We start from the raw sequence: 17,684 nt of genomic DNA, 5'->3' as shown, positions 1-17,684 counted from the left end.
TTAGGCTTTTGTTATACATGGTAGAAGTCTGGCGGGATGTTTACAACAACACTCCTTTAAACTTAAGGGAGCGCAAGGACTTTCGTCTGCCGCCCATCATCCCGGCAGTTTTGTATAATGGGGCTACCAACTGGACAGCAGCCCGGACCTTTAAAGAAATGCAGGCGGGTTACGAGGAATTTGGCAAGTACCTTCTCGACTTCCGTTACCTTCTTTTTGATGTAAACCGTTACAGCGAAGAAGAGCTTCTTAAGGCGGCCAATTTGATAGCCAGTGTTTTTTTGTTAGACCAAAGGATTAGCCCCCAAGAGCTGGTGAAACGCCTGAGGAAGCTGGCCGGGGTAGTAAAAACTCTCAGCCCTGATGAGTTCCGTTATCTAATGGCGTGGCTGAAGAATGTCATAAAACCTAAAATGCCTGCTGACATGCAGGCTAAAGTGGATAGCTACCTAGATGCGACTAATCCCTGGGAGGTGGAGAAGATGATAAGCAACCTGGAATTGGTACTAGAAGAAATGCAGCGGGAGGCTTGGTTAAGGGGACTGGAGAAGGGTAAACTTGAAGGTGAACTCGAAGGCGAACGTAAAGCCAAACTGCAAGTAGCCGAAAACTTACTGCTTCTCAATGTTGACGTGGACACCATTGTCAAAGCCACGGGGCTTAGCTTAGAAGAAATAGAGAAGCTAAAGAAACAGCTAGAACACTGAAGCGCTGCTATTGGCTCTTTCGCGACAGCCTTATCTTCGAACCGTCCTTTGGCCGGGACGGACTTGCTGCGAAATAATGCGAGCCGTGGCGTGTTGGTCGTTTAAGTCCAAATTATCGGGGGCCAGTACACCGGTGGTGGTGCAGGCGCCATGAGGCACTTGACAGCTTCAACAAGCTATAAGGCTTGAGGTAGAAACATAAGGAAGTTATAATAAAGATGGGCGAAGGAGTCCGGGAAAGAAACCGGGCTTTTTATTTTTAAGGTTATAAATTTTAAGGGGGGCTTTTCATGGAAGAACTGGCCCAAAAACTTGTTTCCTGGATACGGGAGAGGGTGAAAGAGAGCGGGTGCCGGGGTGTGGTGTTCGGTTTAAGCGGGGGGCTAGATTCTGCCACAGTGGGCGCCCTGTGCCGCCGTGCTTTACCTGAGAGTTGCCTGGGGCTCATCCTCCCTTGCTACAGCCACCCCCGCGATGAGGAGGATGCCCGGCGGGTGGCGGAAGTTTTCGGCATCCCTTATAAGGTTATAGTGCTCGACAGGGTGTACGACGCCCTGGTCGAGGTCCTTACGGAATGTGCTTCCAGTGCGGGCGAGCGGTCCCTGGCCCTAGCGAATATAAAGCCCCGACTGCGCATGGTAGCCCTGTATTACTGGGCCAACGAGCTCAATTATTTGGTGGTAGGTACCGGTAACCGGAGCGAGTTGGCTGTAGGCTACTTTACTAAATACGGTGACGGGGGCGTGGATATTTTGCCCTTGGGAAACCTGGTTAAAACCCAGGTGAGGGAGCTGGCCAGGTACCTGGGGGTGCCCCAGGATATAATAGATAAGCCTCCCAGCGCAGGTCTCTGGGAGGGACAGACGGATGAAGAAGAGATGGGGCTTAAGTATGCTGAGCTAGACCGTTATCTTTTGACAGGAGAGGCCCCGCCCGAGGTGGCGCAAAGAATCGAGGCTCTGGTGGCAAGAAGCGAACATAAAAGGCGCCTTCCGGCCGTACCTCCCTTTTAAAAGGCCTGTTAAGATGCTTGACGGTGGGGGTTAAAAGAGGTAGAGTAGGTAAGGGTAAGCGGAGCAGAAAGGGGAATACTCATGCCCCGGGGTGAAGGTATCCCTCAGGTGCCCTTGGCCTTTATCGGCGGTTCAGGGACCTTTTCCCTGGATTTGCCGGAGGACCTGGGCCTGGAAGGGGTGGAGGTTTTAGGCCGGGACCTGGTGTACCCCACACCCTTCGGACCGAGCCCTGCCTTTAAGCTCTTTTCCCTCCCCACCGACCCGCCGCGTCTTGTGCTGACGGTCAAGATGCACGGCCGGATGCCGGGTGTCTCCTGGGGGGAGGCTTCAAAGAGGCTATTTTGGGTCTTGGGCCAGGCCGGGGTAAAAAAGGTCATTGCTGAAGGCGGTGTGGGAAGCATCAACCCCCTCCTCGACCCCCTGGACATCGTCGTACCTGCGGATTATATAGACTTTTCTTTACGGCGTGACGTGCATTTAAGCGAAGACTACCTTCTTATCATGCGGCAGCCCCTCTGCCCCTCTTTGCGCGCTGCCCTGGTGGCGGCAGCCAAGGAGGCCCCCTTAAACCGGGTCTTCGACCGGGGCGTGTACTTGGTTACCGAGGGGCGCCACTTTGAGAGCGAAGCGGAGATAAGGGTTTTCAGGCAGTGGGGGGCCGACATAGTCGGCCAAACCCTCTGCCCTGAAGTTTATCTCGCCCGGGAGATCGGGGCCTGTTATGCGGGTATATATCTGGTGGTAAATTATGCCGAAGGGGTGGTAAAACCCTGGGAGCATAAGGTTTTAAAAGACATCTTTTTTGAGCAAGCGGAGCCCTTCGCCCGCATCATCTTCCGAGCACTTATGGATCTTCCTTTGGAAGACGGCTGCGCATGCAGAGACTTGCGCAAGGATACCTTATTGCGGCCAGAGAATATAGGTCGCGGCAAGCGGAGTTCGGGCTAGCCCGAAAAAGCTTTCAGGGGGAAAGTTTATGCTTGAGGAAGCCGTTCTTAAGGGCCCCCTAGGGGATATAGCGGAGAAGGTCTTTGAAGGCGAAAGGCTCAGCCGGGAGGACGGGATACGGCTCATGGAGAGTGACGACCTCCTGGCCGTAGGCTTCCTGGCTGATTTTGCCCGCAAGAAAAAGGTGGGCGATGAAGTTTATTTCATCAACAACGCCCACATAAATTATACGAACGTATGCCGCAACCTTTGCTCTTTCTGCGCCTTCGGCCGCCCTGCCGATGCCGAAGGTGCTTATACGTTGAGCATAGAAGAGATAGCCCAAAAAGCGGAGCACTACCGGAAGTACGAGCCTACTGAGATCCACATCGTCGGCGGGTTAAACCCCGCCCTTCCTTTCAGTTACTACGAGGACATGCTCCGCACCATAAAAGAGATCTTGCCTCAAGCCCACCTGCAGGCCTTCGATGCGGTAGAGATAGATTTTATAAGCGAAATTTCGGGTTTGAGCTTAGAAGAGGTGCTCTTAAGGCTTAAAGAAGCGGGCCTGGGGTCTTTGCCCGGAGGCGGGGCCGAGATCTTTAACCCGGCCGTACGGAGCAAAATATGCCCGCGTAAAATAAGCGGTGAGCGGTGGCTAGAGGTGCACGCCACGGCCCACAGGTTAGGAATCCGTACCAACGCCACCATGTTGTACGGACACATTGAAAGCCTGGAGGACAGGGTGGACCACCTCCTCGCCCTGCGCGAGCAGCAGGACAGGACAGGCGGCTTTATGGCCTTTATCCCCCTGCCCTTCCACCCTGCCAATACAGGGCTTAAACATCTTCCCCCCACGACGGGATATGACGATCTGAAAACCCTGGCCGTCTCCAGGCTCCTTTTGGACAATTTCGACCACATCAAGGCCTTCTGGATAATGCTTACCCCCAAGGTGGCCCAGATAGCCCTGCACTTCGGTGTGGACGACCTGGACGGCACGGTGCGCGAGGAGCACATAGCCCACGATGCTGGCGCGGAAACTCCCCAGTACCACCCGGCAGAAGAATTTTTGCGCCTCATCCGGGAGGCCGGGCGCATCCCAGTAGAGCGGGACACTTTGTACAATGTTGTCCGGAGGTATTAGAAGGCGGGCTTGTATGTGCGTGCTTCCTCGCGTGGGCAGGGTGTCTTATTTGAACTGCCTGCCTGTTTTTTATGCCTTGGAACAGGGCAAGGTAGACATCCCGGGTACGGTTGTGGCGGGGCCTCCTGTGGAGCTAAACCGGGCCCTGGCGGAAGGCGAGCTGGAGGTCACGGCAGTATCGTCCTTTGCTTATGCACAACATTTTGACAAGTGCCTCGTGCTGCCCGGGCTTTCCATCTCTTCTTCCGGCCCGGTTAAAAGTGTGGCCCTTTTCAGCAAGCGGCCCATACAAGAGCTAGAAGGCCAAAGTATCTCCCTTACTCCCTATTCGGCAACCAGCGTGGCCTTGCTGGAAGTTTTGCTTAAAAGGCTTTACGGTGTGGAGGCCAGGTTTTTTCGCCGGCCGCCGGGTGCGCCGTTATGGTGGGCGCCCGAAGGCGAAGAGGAGCCGGCCGCAGCTTTAGCCATAGGCGATGAGGCCCTCCAGGCCTGGAAATTAGCCGGGGGCCTATTCGTCTACGACCTGGGAAAAGAGTGGTACGGGTTTACGGGGCAGCCCATGGTGTTCGCCCTGTGGGTGGTAAGGGAGGAGTTTGCCCGGGAGCATCCTGAGAAGCTAAAGGCTATATGGCAGGGCCTTCTGGCCTCCAAGGCCTGGGGCAGGGAGCACCTTGCTGAGGTGGCTCAAGAAGCAGCCCGCCTTTCGGGGCTGTCTTTGGGCGAGATGGTGGAATATTTCGGGGTATTAGAGTACGACCTCGGGCCGGAGCATATAAGGGGGCTTAAGACCTTCTACCGGTATTGCTATGAGGAGGGCCGGCTCTCTTGCCTGCCGGAAATAAGGATATGGGAGAGATATTAATGCAGGGGATAGTAAAGGAGATAGCAGCCAAGGTTTTCGAAGGGAAAAGGATCTCCTTTGAGGAGGGCCTTGAGCTGTGGGAGAAGGCCGATACCCTCCTTTTGGGATATCTTGCGGATACGGTGCGGCGGAGACTGCATCCGGACGGAGTGGTCACCTTTGTGGTGGACCGGAATATAAATTATACGAATATATGCACCTGCGGGTGCCATTTCTGTGCCTTCTTTAGGCCCCCGGGCCACCCGGAAGGGTACGTTCTAACCCGGGAGGAGATCTTCCGCAAGATCGAGGAAACCTTAGAAGCCGGGGGAACGCAGATTTTGATGCAAGGCGGGCTCCATCCTGATCTGGGGCTTTCGTTTTTTGAGGAGCTTTTCCGTGAGATCAAGGCCCGCTACCCTATAACCCTGCACTCCCTATCCCCTGTCGAGGTGGATTTTCTTGCCCGGAAGGAAGGATTGGCCGTAGAAGAAGTGCTGCGGCGCCTTAAGGAAAGCGGGCTTGATTCTCTGCCCGGTGGAGGCGCGGAAATACTGGTGGACGAGGTTAGACAAAGGATAAGCCCCAGGAAGACCCCTGTTTCCCGCTGGCTTGAAGTCATGCGCGCGGCACACCGTCTGGGGATGAAGTCTACGGCTACTATGATGTTCGGAAGCGTAGAAACGTTAGAGGACCGGCTTAAGCACCTGGAGGAGCTGCGCCGGCTCCAGGATGAGACGGGGGGCTTTACCGCCTTTATACCCTGGAGCTACCAGCCGGGAAATACGGCTTTAGGAGGCAAGCCGGCTACGGCAGAAGACTACCTTCGCACCCTGGCCATAAGCCGTATTTATCTAGATAATATCCCTAATATACAGGTATCCTGGGTGACCCAAGGGGCTAAAACGGCCCAAATCGCCCTCTCTTTTGGGGCTAACGATTTTGGTTCCACCATGCTCGAGGAAAACGTGGTGAGGGCTGCAGGGGCCGTATTCCGCTGCTCTAAGGAAGATATTATAAGGGTGATAAAGGACGCAGGCTTCCGTCCAGCCCAGCGGGATAATTTATACAATGTACTGCGTTACTTTTAACACTTCTTCCCGTAAAGCCTTGAAGCAAGGGAAAGGCCATCTTTTCTAGGATACCTGCTTTTACCCTCCCAGCTCTACCACCTCTTCTATCTCTTTAAGAAAACCCCGTTCCCTCCGGATCCTTACCTTCTTCTCCAGCGCAACTTCCCCCTTTAAAAGGGCCAAAGCCCTGTCCTCTTCTGCCCTATCCACTTGCAGGGCCAGGCCGCAAAGCGAGCTTATCTCCCGGGGCATGGGTAAGAGCCTTCCTTCTAATCCCGCTGCCTGTAGCACCTTTTCTGCCTTTAAAGCCTGGTGCGTTGAAGGAAAGGTGAAGAGGGTGAATTCCTGCATCCGCATTACCTCCGTAACTCTGGTGCCGGTTTGACCTTTTTGCTATAATTTTACTATAATTTGAGTACTACAATATTACAGGTGGTTACAATGCCGGGTCTAGTAAGGTTAAACTTAGACCGCATAATACGCCAGGTGCAGGAAGCCTTGAAGAATTTTCCCCAGGTAGCCGGAGCTTATCTATTTGGTTCGAGTTTGGGCCCTTGCCGCCCTGACAGCGATATCGACCTGGGTCTTATCCTGGAACCCGGAATAAAACCGGATAGCGAAGAGGGCGATACACTAGAGGCAGATATCGCCCTTTATCTGCCCCCTATAGACGGACACCCTTTCGACATAGTTCTCCTGGACCCGGACAAACCGTTATTTACCTTTCATGCCCTGAAAAAAGGCAAGCTCATCTACTGCCGTAACATGGAACGAGTTACCGATGTGATTGAGTACGTAAGCCGCAGATATGCCGATCTCTATCCCCGATATATCCGGGCCCTGGAAGAGGTTATCTCTGAAGTTACGGAAAGGTGATGGAAAAATGGCGCTCGACCGTCAGCGGATAATCTCCAAAATTAGCTATATCCGTGAACAGGTAACCAGCATAAGAGATTTGCTAGACAAAAAGACTAAAGAAGAGATACTGGGAGACCCGCGACGCCATGCGTGTGCTTCTTGAAGAAGGAGCTAAGCGATTTCGACAAGTTTATTCAGGAGATCAAAAGTGTCCTCTCCTCTGAACGCTGACTTCCACCCCATGGCTAAAGCCAGGGGGTTCCTGAAAGTGGCTTACGCCGCTTCAGGAACGCTGTTCGCCGCCCTTAAGGGCGTTCCGACAGCGGATTTGAGGCGGCTTTCCCACCGGTGGCGGTTCCACCGGAGTACTAACGGCCTCTGGGGCGTGGCCTCCGCCCCGTGCCCCTTCGAGGAGCCCTTGAGGAGTATATTTAAAGCAGCATTGGCATCTGCGTGCCATACTAACCCGCAGTTCGGACAATAGGCTTTATTTCGCACTAACCTGTTGATGAGGCCTCCGCAGACGGCACAAGTAGATGAAGTACCCTGGGGCTCTACCGGAACGACGACAATATTTTCTTTGACGCACGCGTCTTCAATCGCCTTCCTGAGCATGCGGAAGGTCCAGAAGTTGTGGACCAGCAGGTTCTGCGGGCCGAAATCCATGTCTGCGCGGATATCTGTCAGGTTTTCGATAAACAGAGTTCCTACTCCGTTTTTCTTGAGGATCCTGGCAATCTGTTTGGCAAGCGCTTCAAAGGCGTGCTTTAACCTTTTACTTCGCTTGCGGTATAGGAGCTTGAGTTTTCGCGAAGTCTTCCTCCCGGTCCTGTTCAGCCGTGCCTGCTCCCGGGAAATCATCTTCGTCCAGTAGAGAAAGTCCTTCCAGAGTTCTCTACCGGAGAAGAGGAGTTGGTAGTCAAGGCCTTCCACGGCAAGGGCACCGAAGGTTCTGGCCCCGAGATCTAGCCCGGCACACTTCGGTGGTCTGGCCTTTGCAACAGGATCGGGTACCTCCACGACTTGGTGGGCGTACCAGCGCCTTTTAACCGGGTCGTACTTGAGTTCTAACGTCTTGGGTTGCCCGTGAAACTTCAGCAGGCCTTTTGTATGGAGCAGGAGTCTATCCCCGCTGCCGTTGCGGAGATCTCTGGGCAATGTGAGGCTCAAGATTTTCGCGGTGAGTGAGTAGGAAGTGGGTGCTTTGACGGGGATAACTCTGAAGAAACGCTTTCCGGTCTTCCGATCCTTCCAGTACCGGGGCAGGGATGGGCACTGTGCCAGCTTACCCTTCCGGTACAGGCGGAGGCAGGCGAAGAACGCGTCCCACGCCCTCCGTGCTTTCTTGATTACCTCCTGCCCGATGTGAGCGGGCAGGGCTTTGTAGGCCGGGTGCTCCTTGAACTCGGAGCAGAGGGCCTCATAGGAGGGCACTGGTTCGCCCTTCAGGAAGGCCTGCCTGCACCTGAACTGGACAACGTTCCAGAGCGCGGCACAGCGGTCCCCGATGATCTCCAGGACCCGCTTCTGCCGTTTGTCTGGGAGGACCCGGATGACGTTGGTGCGCTTCATGCTTCCATTGTAGCACAATTTGGGGCCGCTTTCATCCCCGGGCCTGAAGGCCGGGGCCTTCAGCGGCCAATTTTTTGGTAAATTGGGCACGGGAGCTCCCTTAAAAGCTCTTCTTTGCTGCGGGGAGGGGGCGCCTCTACCGGCCAGCCCAACTCCTTTAGCCTCTGGTATACTTCCCATATCCAGGGGAGGGCGAGCCCTACCTCTTCCACCAGCTTGCGGTCGGCGAACACCTCTTCCGGACGACCGCTAGTTACCAGCTTCCCTGCTTTAAGGATGAACACCTGGTCAGCCCAGGTATAGGCCAGATCCACGTCGTGGGTGGAAAGGATCACGGTTCGGCCCTGACGGTGGAGTTCCTCCAGAAAATCTATAAGCTGCCTTACCAATTGGGGATCTAAATAGGCTGTGGGTTCATCAAGGATAAGGACTTCAGGCTCCATGGCCAAGACTGCAGCCAAGCATACCCGTTTCTTTTGCCCGTAGCTCAAAAAGTGGGTAGGTTTATCGGCCAAGTCCTCTATCCCCGTAAGGGCCAGGGCCTTTTCTACCCTTCTCTTTACTTCTGCTTCAGGTAAACCTAAGTTGAAGGGGCCAAAGGATACCTCTTGTATAACGCTAGCTGAAAAGAGCTGGGTATCGGGGTCCTGGAAGACAATACCCACTTTCTGGCGCAAGTTTAAAAGGGAAGTGCGGTCGTAGCGCAGTTCTTTCCCCTCATATATTACCTTTCCCCGCTGGGGTTTTAGAATACCGTTAAAATGCAGGAAAAGGGTGGACTTGCCGGCTCCGTTAGGCCCTAGGATGGCTGCCTTGCTACCCTTGGGTATCTTTAAGGAGACGCCCTTTAAAGCCTGGGTCCCGTTGGGATAGGTGTAATCTAAGCCTTCAGTAGCCAATACGTACGACAAGCTTTCCACCTCCACCGGGCCAGGCGAGGGCTCCCAACAATATTAACCACAGCCCTATAAGGATTAAATTGCGCTTGGAAAGGTGGAAGGGATGTTCCAGGACCCGAAATTCTCCTTGATATCCCCGGGAACTTAAGGTTATATTGAGCATTTTGGCTTGCTCGTAACTTTTAAGGAAAAGGTTGCTTATAAGGTATCCTAAAGAACGAAAGGAACGGGGCAAGGAGCTATACCCCAGCCTGGAAGACTGGGAGATATACATCTTTATAGCTGTATCCAAGAGTACGGAGCTAAAGCGGTAGGTTAGGGTTAGAAGGTCGAGGACCAGTCCTGGAACCCGCAGGCGGCGCAAAACAGCGGTGCCGTCTACTATGGGAGTGGTGAGGGCCAAAAAGTAAAGGCAAGCTACGCTGGCCAGGGCTTTAAGGCAGGCCTTGGCAGCAACTAGCAGGCCCTCCCGGGTTACCCCTAACGTAAATCTTCCTAGGGATATGCTTAAGAGGAGGTCCGGGGTGGCGGTAACAGTAAGGGCTATAACGGCTCCGCTGGTTATCAAAAATGAAAGGGGCAGGAGAAGAAGCCGCAGGTAAAAGGCTACAGGAATACCTGCCACCCCTATCAAAAGCACGCTTACCACAACCAGCACGAAGATATAGATCTTGATCTGCGAGGTTGCTAAAAGGAAGATTAAAGTGGCCAGGACAAAGAATATTTTTTCCGCCGGGTGTACATACCGGAGCCGGTTGCTGTAAGCGTACTGTTCAAGGACGCTCACGATTTCCCTCCCTATCCTTCCGGCCCTTAAGATAGCCGAGATAATAGCAAACAACACCGCTACCTATGGCAGCCTGGGCAGCAAAAAGAAAACTTTCTACTTCGCCGCTGGGGGGCTCCCATAGGGCGCTGAACCAGGGCTTGTATTCGGGGTTGACCTCGCTTATAGCTTCTTCAGCGAGGCTATCCGCCCCTGCAAACTCGGCCTCCTTCTGGATTACAAAGGGTATTATTACGAGGACAATTACGATCAAAAGTAAGAGGGTATTCTTCCACGCTAAGTTCAATTAAGCTCCCCCCTTCTCTTGCAGGACAGCCAGCTCCTTAAGCTCTTCCTTGTTGTAGGCGAAGAGGTAATTGAAGACGACTACTGTAAGCAAGCCTTCGCTTATGGCCAGAGGGACTTGGGTTACGGCAAAGATGCTTATAAATTTAGCGAAGGAACCCCAGATCCCCGTATCCGGTGCCGGGAAGGCCAGGGCAAGCTGCAGGGAGGTGACCACATAGGTAGCCAGATCTCCTAAAGCTGAAGCCAGGAAGACGTTGAAGCTTAAGGGTACTTTGGTTTTCTTTAGGAATTTATAAATGCCGTAGGAGGTTAGGGGGCCTACTACGGCCATAGAGAAGGTGTTGGCTCCTAAAGTAGTCAACCCGCCGTGGGCTAAGAGAAGGGCCTGGAACAGAAGCACTATGGCGCCCAGGACGCTCATGGCCGCCGGTCCAAAAAGAATGGCGCCTAAACCTACTCCGGTAGGATGAGAGCAGCTCCCGGTCACAGAGGGAAGTTTTAAAGCAGAAAGGACGAAGGTAAAAGCTCCGGCAAAACCTAAAAGAAGCTTAAGGCCCGGCTGACCGGAAACTTTAGCTTTGAGGCTTTTTACCCCCCAGCCCCAGAAGGGAAGGACTAGAATAAACCATAAGGCTGCCCACCCTAAGGGCAGGAAACCTTCCATGATGTGCATGGCATAGGCAGGGGGCGGCGCAAGAAGGGAAAGGAGAATAAGATGAAGACTTAGGATTAGAATTAACTTGGCATACCTTGAAAACATTTCAGGTGGGTTTAAAACCCTAGCCTCCTTTCTTTATCCTGGATTATTCCGCTAAAAGCTTAAGTATTTCTTCGAGGGAGGTTACTGGATGCTGGTGTTTTAGAGGGGGACGCTTGATAATTACTACAGGGATATGGAGGTCTAAAGCAGCTTCTATTTTGGTATCAGTCCCCCCGGCAGGGCCCGAGTCCCGGGTGACTATTACTTTGGCTTTGTAGGCTTTGAACAATGCCTTATTTAGTTCCCGGGAAAAGGGACCTTGCATAGCCACTATATCCCGGGGGGTAAGGCCAAGGTCTTGACATTTTTTTACCACGCGGTGCTCTGGTAGGACCCGGACCACTATCCGTTTGCCCTTTAATTCCTGGCTGGACAAAAATACTTCCAAGTTATAGGTGCCGGTGGTAAGGAAAATGGTGTCCCCCAGCCTGGCGGCAAGTTGGGCTGCTTCCACCCACCCATATACTTCATGGATTAAGGGGTGGCGAGGGACATCAGTTTCGGAACGCAAGAAGCGTACGCACGGTATATCCTGCTTAAGGCAGTAATTTTCCAAGATGGTAGAAACCTCGCTGGGGTAAGGCAGGCTAAAATCTACTACCATATTAAGGCCGTGTTCCTGGGTTACGCGCTGTAAGGTTTCTTCGGTAATGGGTCCTATAAGAGCTTCCTGTGCCCCGTCCTCCAGGGCAAGCCTTTGGCCATACTCGCTGCCCGTCCAGGCCAGAACTATAAAGCCTTACCCTACGAGCCTGTGTGTCAGCTCCCGGGCCTCCCTGGTGCTCCCGATTATCAGTACAGCCTTCCCTCTACCCTCACCTGCCTTTTGTGCCACAGTTTCCCCTTTCGCCTCCCACGGAAGAGATTACTAAAAAACCCCGGTTTGTCACCACCGGGGATAAGGTCTTAAAAGTTTTGCCCCCGGAGACAAACCCACCCCTTCTACCAGGCAGGTCTTCCCGGGCGGCGGTCATAGCTCACCTCAAGCTACCCTTCACTTTAAGGAAGGGAACCTTTTTGAGGCAGCTCTCCCTCCCGTCCCAACCTCTTAAGGCTTGCCTTCTCGAGGCTAAGCCACCTGGAAAAATAAAAAACCTTCTGCCCTACAATGGTAACAGAAGGTGTAACTCTTCCCTGTACCACCCCCTATCCCTCGTAGGGACATGGCACTAAGAGACGGGCAGGTCTCCTGGCTCCAGTTCATCGCTGCCCACGCCTTCCCAGGCTTGATCAAAGCCCAGTGGCTTTAATGTGGGCCTGCTCCCTGTCACAGTGGCGGGACCGCGTCAGATTTTCACTGACTTCCCTCGGCTACCAATAGTGGTAGCCATCCCGTCTCCTTCCCTATGGAATTTTCGTTTTTATTATACTGGAGCGGCCTCTACTATAGCAAGAGGTTTTTCAAAAGAATAGCATATGGTATAAGGATTCTATCTTAAAGAAGGGAGTGGTTGACTGTGGATGATATTCAGCGCTTTTTAACAATTATGGGGGCTATCTTTGCTGCCACGCAAGGAATAGTGGAGCAGCTCAAGGCCCGCTGGCCCTGGCTGGGCAAGGAAGAGGCCGACCCCGTAAAGGAAGAAAAAAGGAAGACGCGGGTACTTTTGACCAGCGCTGTGGTAGCAGCTCTTTTGGCTGGTATGGCGGCGGTAGATGTTTTCGCGATGCTGGGGATAAACGGGGTCCTCGCTGCTTTTAAAGCCGCCCACCCTACCCTGTACCGGCTCCTTAATATGGTAACCGTAGGTCTTCTCTCTACCTTCGGCAGCCCCTTCTTGCACGAAATCTTAGACATCCTTATTGAGTTTAAGCAACATATAAGGCTTCGCAATCAGGATGCGGAACTTAAGCTTTTAAAACTCCCTTCTGGAGACAAAGATAAAGCTTAGACAATGGCCTGCTGCAGGACCGAAGTTTTAGGCCAGGGCTGCGGGTAACAGGGCCGGCGCCCGGGTTTTAAGTTTCCTGGTCTAACTTAAACCATCTATGCAGGGCTTGCATGGCCCTGGTGAGGTGCTCTTCATCGATGATGCAGGAGACCTTTATCTCTGAGGTGCTTATCATATGGATGTTGATGCCTTCCTCGGCCAAGCAGGCGAACATACCCGCCGCCACGCCGGGGTTGGTGATCATTCCTGCACCTACGATGGAGACCTTGGCCACTTTGTCATCGTAGGCTACGGCGCTGGCCCCGATCTGTTCTTTGACCCTTTCGGTAACTTCTACGGCCTTAGCGAGGTCATCGCGGGCTACGGTAAAGGCTATATCATTTATGCCATTCCGCATGGCGCTCTGGACGATCATATCTACATTGATGCTTTCCTTGGCCAGGGCTTCAAATAAGGCCCGGGCGATACCCGGCCGGTCGGGAACATCATAGATGGCTATCCTGGCCACGTTACGGTCGCCGGCTACGCCGGTCACTACCATAGCCTTCTCCATATCCTGCACCTCTTTTACTATAGTGCCTTCGTTGTTGTTGAAGCTTGAACGTACCTCTAAGATCACATTATGGAGCTTGGCGAACTCGACGGACCGGGCCTGGAGTACCTTGGCCCCCAAGCTGGCAAGCTCCAGCATCTCATCATAAGAAATGCAGCGCAACTTGCGGGCTTCCGGGACCACCCGGGGGTCGGCGGTGTAGACCCCGTCCACGTCGGTGTAGATCTGGCACAGATCGGCCTTTAAAGCTGCCGCCAGGGCCACGGCAGTGGTATCCGAGCCGCCCCGCCCCAAGGTGGTAATCTCATTATCTTGTGTGGCTCCCTGGAACCCGGCTACAATTACGATCTTGCCCGCATCCAACTCGCGCCTTAGCCTTGTGCAGTCAACATCCAGGATGCGAGCCTTGGTATGCACGCCATCGGTTAAGATGCCCACCTGGGGTCCGGTGAGAGAGATGACAGGCTCTCCCAAGTCCTGTATGGCCATGGCGAGAAGAGCGATGGACATCTGCTCACCCGTAGCGAGCAACATATCCAGTTCCCGGGCCGGGGGGTCAGGGCTTATCTCTTTAGCCATAGCTATGAGCCGGTCGGTAGTATCACCCGGCGCCGAGACTACCACTACTACCTGGTGGCCGGCCCTCCGGGTCTCCACTACCCTCCGGGCCACACTTTTTACCCTCTCTGGGCCGTCTACGGACGTGCCTCCGTATTTTTGCACAATCAAGGCCATAATTGACCCTTCTCCTCCTCGGTACGGAAAGTTTTATGCCACCCGATATGCCTCAAATAACTCCTTAACAGAGAATAGCGCCCTGGCTTGCAGGTTTAAGTTCTTTGATTTCGCATTTTACCCCGTTATCTTCAAAGGCCTTCTTCATGGCCGCTCCTACTTTAGGTGAACTCCCCCGGCAGAAGGCTATCACGGCAGGTCCTGAGCCGCTTAAGGTTACCGCCAAGGCCCCGGCCTCCAGGGCTGCCTGGAAGACCTCGGACATGCCGGGTACAAGACGCAGGCGGTAGGGCTGGTGCAGGCGATCCTCCATGGCCTTCCCCATTAGCTCCAGGTTCCCTGCCTGTGCTGCGGCAATGAGTAACGCCGCCCGGCTTAAATTGAAGACCGCATCCTCCACCGGTACCATGGCCGGGAGAACACCCCGGGAGACGCGGGTGGATAAGGTAAAGTTAGGTATGGCTACCTGCAGGCTTAAACCTGGAGGCGGGTCCACTCGCTGGTAGAATACTTGCTGTCCGTTTAAAACCACTACTACCAGGCCCCCTAAGAGAGCAGGGGCTACATTGTCCGGGTGTCCCTCCAGCCGCGCAGCTAAGGATACCAGTTCTTCCTGGGATAGAGGATGGCCCAGGAGAGCGTTGGCTCCTACCACCCCCGCCACCACGGCGGCCGCGCTGGAACCCAAACCTCTTGCTACCGGGATGTGGTTTTCAAAGGCGATCTTAAAACCGGGCACCTTCTTGCCCACCCGGGTGTATACGGCAGCGGCCGCCCGGTAAGCTATGTTATCCGGCCCCCGGGGGATGGAATTTTCGCCTTCTCCCTGTACAGTTATCTCTAATTCTGGAGCCTCCTCTATGGAGACGTAGTTATATAATTCTAAGGCCAGCCCCAGAGCATCGAAGCCCGGACCTAGATTGGCTGTGGTGGCTGGCACCCGTATCCGGGGCATAAACTTTTCCTCGCCTTCCTCCTCTTGGAAACTGGAAATCTAACCGTACCGGCCCTATCTCCCCAAAAAGCTTGCACCACCTTGACCCTGCCGAATTGTAAGGCCACCTCTTACAAAACAACCTCCAGGACGGCCTCCTCGCGGGGAGGAAGGGATAAGGGCTGGCCGGCCTGTTTTATGGCTATGTCGGGATCTTTCAGGCCGTTGCCGGTCAACACGCATACTACTGTATCTTTAGCCTCGAACAATCCTTTACGGGCATGTTTTATAACCCCGGCCAGGGAAGCAGCCGAAGCAGGCTCGGCGAATATACCTTCGGCGGTAGCAAGGAGACGCTGGGCGGCCAAAATTTCTTCATCGGTAACGCTATCGATAAATCCCCCAGATTCCCGGGCCGCCTCCACCGCCGGACGCCAGCTAGCCGGGTTACCTATGCGGATGGCGGTGGCCACCGTGCGAGGTTCGGGGATTACGTGTCCCTTTACGATGGGGGCCGCACCTTCCGCCTGAAATCCTATCATCCGGGGCAGCTTCATACTTCTTCCGGCGGACTTGTACTCTTTAAATCCCTTCCAGTAAGCGGTGATATTGCCGGCATTTCCTACGGGTATAGCCAGGTAATCGGGGGCCTCGCCCAAAGCGTCGCATACTTCAAAAGCCGCCGTTTTCTGGCCTTCTATACGGTAAGGGTTGAGGGAGTTTACCAGGGTTATGGGGTGTTCTGAGGTTATTTTACGCACCAGGGCGAGGGCGTCGTCGAAATTCCCCTGGATGGCGATAACCTGCGCTCCATAAAAAAGCGCCTGGGCGAGTTTACCCAGGGCTATGTTTCCCTCGGGTATGAGGACGGTGCACTTTAGCCCGCAGCGGGCCGCATAAGCTGCCGCGGAGGCGGAAGTGTTCCCTGTCGATGCGCACATGATGGCCCGGGACCCGGCTTCCAGGGCTTTGGCCACGGCCATGACCATACCTCTATCCTTAAAGGAGCCGGTCGGGTTAAGCCCCTCATATTTGAAATAAAGCTTTAAGCCTAGCTCGCGGGAAAGCCGTTCCGCCGGGATAAGGGGGGTGTTACCTTCCAAAAGGGTTATAAGGGGGGTTTTTTCGGTGATGGGAAGGAATTCTTTATAGGCTTTTAAAACTCCTGGCCACTTCATTGTTCTCGCTCCCCTTCTACCCGAATAACGCTAGCTACTTCTTTTACTACTGGAAGCCCGGAGATAATCTCTACGGCTTCCCGCAAGTTTTGCTCCCGCACTTTATGGGTTATAAATACTAGCTCGGCCTGCTCGCCCACCATCCCCACCTGTATTACAGAAGCCAAGCTCACCTGCCGGTCCCCGAAGACTCCCGCTATGGCAGCCAAAACCCCCGGCCGGTCTTTGACTATCATACGGAGGTAATACCGGGTTTCCGTATCCTCTATGGGTTTCACCGGCTTAAAAGTAAAACAGGTGCAGGACAGGCGACCCGCTGTGCCATGGATAAGGTTACGTGCGGCCTCCATTATATCCCCTACTACGGCGCTGGCTGTAGGCATCTCTCCAGCCCCCAGGCCGTAAAACATAGCTTGGCCTACAGCATCTCCCTCCACAAAGATGGCATTGAAGGCCCCGTGAACCTGGGCCAGGGGATGCTCCAAGGGGAGCAGCGCCGGATGCACACGCACTTCCACTTCGCCTTCCCTTTCCCTGGCAATACCCAAAAGTTTTATGGCATAGCCCAACCGGGCGGCGTATTCTATATCCTGGGGCTTAAGGTGAGATATCCCTTCGTGATATACTTGGGGGTAAGTGATACGGGTTCCGAAGGCGATGGAGGCCAGGATGGCCATTTTACGGGCCGCATCATCCCCTTCAATATCCGCGGCAGGGTCAGCCTCAGCGTAACCCAAGCGCTGGGCTTCCGCTAAAACCTCGCTGAAGGGACGCCCTTCCTGGCTCATCTTGGTGAGGATATAGTTGGTTGTGCCGTTGACTATACCGATTACCTGGCTTATGCGGTTTCCTGCCAGGCATTCTTTGAGGGAGTGGATGATGGGGATTCCTCCACCTACACTCGCTTCAAAGAGGAGATCCCGTCCTGTAGCCTCGGCAGCGGCGAAAAGCTCCTTGCCATGGAGGGCCAAGAGGTCCTTGTTGGCGGTAACCACGCTTTTGCCTTGCCGGAGGGCCTCCAGTACATATTCCCGGGCCGGCTCAAGCCCGCCCATTACTTCTACTACGATCTCTATTTCCGGATCCTTTAGGATGGCCAAGGGATCCGTGGTAAGAAGATAAGGGTCTACCTCAACTGAACGGCGCCGGGTAAGGTCCCGCACCAAAATCCTTTTTATCTCTAACGGCCTCCCAAGTTTTTTGGCTATCTCCGGGCCGTTTCGTTTTAGGAGTTTAAAGACTCCACCGCCTACCGTACCCAGCCCTAGGAGGCCTATCTGGATGGGTTCTTCCACTTCTCCGGTTCCTCCTCGCTTTCGTCTGATTAATTGTAGCACTATTTCCCCAGTAGTAGCAATACCTTTCTTCTTATACCTCTTGCGGCTGGCTTGCCACCCATTGCCCAATGTCCAGAAGCCTTGGCATAACCCGAGTAACATCTTTCCTCTTCCCTCGAAACATAGTATAATTCCGCTAGAAGGAAGTGGTCCCGTGCCTGAACGTGAACAGCAACCTAA

At 54.0% G+C, this 17,684-nt stretch carries 20 protein-coding genes and 1 riboswitch; of the genes, 9 read left to right on the top strand and 11 right to left on the bottom strand.

All coding sequences use genetic code 11. From position 1 onward, the window contains the following. The 6 genes from L5656_RS06655 to mqnC form a co-directional block, all read left to right on the top strand. The coding region (locus L5656_RS06655; RefSeq protein WP_297200844.1) for an Rpn family recombination-promoting nuclease/putative transposase at positions 1–707 on the top strand (707 nt) is incomplete at its 5' end. A gap of 290 nt (positions 708–997) precedes the next feature. Beyond that, complete coding sequence (gene nadE / locus L5656_RS06650) at positions 998–1,720, top strand: NAD(+) synthase (RefSeq protein WP_297200841.1); 723 nt, start codon at positions 998–1,000, stop codon at positions 1,718–1,720. A gap of 81 nt (positions 1,721–1,801) precedes the next feature. Continuing rightward, entirely contained in the window at positions 1,802–2,671 is an 870-nt protein-coding gene (locus L5656_RS06645) for an MTAP family purine nucleoside phosphorylase (RefSeq protein WP_297200839.1), read from the top strand. Positions 2,672–2,699: 28 nt separating this feature from the next. Beyond that, positions 2,700–3,797: an aminofutalosine synthase MqnE gene (gene mqnE / locus L5656_RS06640; protein ID WP_297200836.1), complete on the top strand. Its 1,098-nt coding sequence runs from the start codon at positions 2,700–2,702 to the stop codon at positions 3,795–3,797. Between the two features lie 13 nt (positions 3,798–3,810). Next, entirely contained in the window at positions 3,811–4,659 is an 849-nt protein-coding gene (locus tag L5656_RS06635; protein WP_297200833.1) for a menaquinone biosynthetic enzyme MqnA/MqnD family protein, read from the top strand. After that, a complete protein-coding gene (gene mqnC, locus L5656_RS06630) occupies positions 4,659–5,729 on the top strand; it encodes a cyclic dehypoxanthinyl futalosine synthase (RefSeq protein WP_366018035.1) in 1,071 nt (356 codons plus the stop codon). Before L5656_RS06635 ends, mqnC begins: the two co-directional genes overlap by 1 nt. A gap of 60 nt (positions 5,730–5,789) precedes the next feature. On the opposite strand, the gene L5656_RS06625 is transcribed toward mqnC, so the two are convergent. Beyond that, positions 5,790–6,062 carry a DUF3343 domain-containing protein gene (locus L5656_RS06625; protein WP_297200828.1) on the bottom strand — a complete coding sequence of 91 codons (273 nt, stop codon included), beginning with the start codon at positions 6,060–6,062 and terminating at the stop codon, positions 5,790–5,792. A 90-nt stretch (positions 6,063–6,152) separates the two neighbouring features. Between L5656_RS06625 and L5656_RS06620 the strand changes: the two genes are divergently transcribed. Together L5656_RS06620 and L5656_RS06615 are read left to right on the top strand one after the other, a co-directional pair. Next, a complete protein-coding gene (locus L5656_RS06620) occupies positions 6,153–6,587 on the top strand; it encodes a nucleotidyltransferase domain-containing protein (RefSeq protein ID WP_297200825.1) in 435 nt (144 codons plus the stop codon). Positions 6,588–6,594: 7 nt separating this feature from the next. Next, the gene (locus tag L5656_RS06615; RefSeq protein ID WP_297200822.1) at positions 6,595–6,732 is read left to right on the top strand and encodes a hypothetical protein; all 138 of its coding nucleotides are present in this window, start codon (positions 6,595–6,597) and stop codon (positions 6,730–6,732) included. 110 nt (positions 6,733–6,842) lie between these two features. Here the strand turns inward: L5656_RS06615 and L5656_RS06610 are convergent, their stop codons facing one another. Genes L5656_RS06610 through cobK form a run of 6 tightly spaced genes read right to left on the bottom strand, consistent with a single transcriptional unit; the run spans position 6,843 to position 11,602 of the window. Further along, the gene (locus tag L5656_RS06610) at positions 6,843–8,141 is read right to left on the bottom strand and encodes an RNA-guided endonuclease InsQ/TnpB family protein (RefSeq protein WP_297200819.1); all 1,299 of its coding nucleotides are present in this window, start codon (positions 8,139–8,141) and stop codon (positions 6,843–6,845) included. Positions 8,142–8,200: 59 nt separating this feature from the next. After that, a complete protein-coding gene (locus tag L5656_RS06605; protein ID WP_297200816.1) occupies positions 8,201–9,052 on the bottom strand; it encodes an energy-coupling factor ABC transporter ATP-binding protein in 852 nt (283 codons plus the stop codon). Next, a complete protein-coding gene (gene cbiQ, locus L5656_RS06600; RefSeq protein WP_297200813.1) occupies positions 9,030–9,827 on the bottom strand; it encodes a cobalt ECF transporter T component CbiQ in 798 nt (265 codons plus the stop codon). The genes L5656_RS06605 and cbiQ overlap by 23 nt, the downstream gene beginning before the upstream one ends. Then, on the bottom strand, positions 9,814–10,113 hold the full coding sequence (locus L5656_RS06595; RefSeq protein ID WP_297200810.1) for an energy-coupling factor ABC transporter substrate-binding protein: 300 nt from the start codon (positions 10,111–10,113) through the stop codon (positions 9,814–9,816). The genes cbiQ and L5656_RS06595 overlap by 14 nt, the downstream gene beginning before the upstream one ends. Continuing rightward, a complete protein-coding gene (locus L5656_RS06590; protein WP_297200807.1) occupies positions 10,114–10,875 on the bottom strand; it encodes an energy-coupling factor ABC transporter permease in 762 nt (253 codons plus the stop codon). It abuts the gene before it with no gap. A gap of 43 nt (positions 10,876–10,918) precedes the next feature. Next, on the bottom strand, positions 10,919–11,602 hold the full coding sequence (gene cobK / locus L5656_RS06585) for a precorrin-6A reductase (RefSeq protein WP_297200847.1): 684 nt from the start codon (positions 11,600–11,602) through the stop codon (positions 10,919–10,921). A 435-nt stretch (positions 11,603–12,037) separates the two neighbouring features. After that, positions 12,038–12,226, bottom strand: a riboswitch (cobalamin riboswitch). Between the two features lie 106 nt (positions 12,227–12,332). Here cobK and L5656_RS06580 point away from each other — a divergent pair. Then, entirely contained in the window at positions 12,333–12,767 is a 435-nt protein-coding gene (locus L5656_RS06580) for a hypothetical protein (protein WP_297200804.1), read from the top strand. A 67-nt stretch (positions 12,768–12,834) separates the two neighbouring features. Here L5656_RS06580 and L5656_RS06575 read toward each other — a convergent pair whose 3' ends face one another. The 4 genes from L5656_RS06575 to L5656_RS06560 all read right to left on the bottom strand — a co-directional run bounded on the left by L5656_RS06575 (position 12,835) and on the right by L5656_RS06560 (position 17,462). Beyond that, positions 12,835–14,055, bottom strand: coding sequence for an aspartate kinase (locus L5656_RS06575; protein WP_297200801.1), 1,221 nt, complete (start codon positions 14,053–14,055; stop codon positions 12,835–12,837). Positions 14,056–14,119: 64 nt separating this feature from the next. Next, positions 14,120–15,010 (bottom strand): homoserine kinase, encoded by an 891-nt coding sequence (gene thrB / locus L5656_RS06570; protein ID WP_297200797.1) that lies wholly within the window; start codon positions 15,008–15,010, stop codon positions 14,120–14,122. 110 nt (positions 15,011–15,120) lie between these two features. After that, positions 15,121–16,167: a threonine synthase gene (gene thrC, locus L5656_RS06565; RefSeq protein WP_297200794.1), complete on the bottom strand. Its 1,047-nt coding sequence runs from the start codon at positions 16,165–16,167 to the stop codon at positions 15,121–15,123. Beyond that, complete coding sequence (locus L5656_RS06560) at positions 16,164–17,462, bottom strand: homoserine dehydrogenase (protein WP_366018033.1); 1,299 nt, start codon at positions 17,460–17,462, stop codon at positions 16,164–16,166. Before L5656_RS06560 ends, thrC begins: the two co-directional genes overlap by 4 nt. Positions 17,463–17,684: the final 222 nt, after the last annotated feature.

This window comes from Thermanaeromonas sp. (genome assembly GCF_021890735.1).
GTDB lineage: Bacteria > Bacillota > DSM-521 > Neomoorellales > Neomoorellaceae > Thermanaeromonas.
Note: the sequence above shows the minus strand (reverse complement) of the source record. Positions and strands in the feature narration are given on the sequence as shown.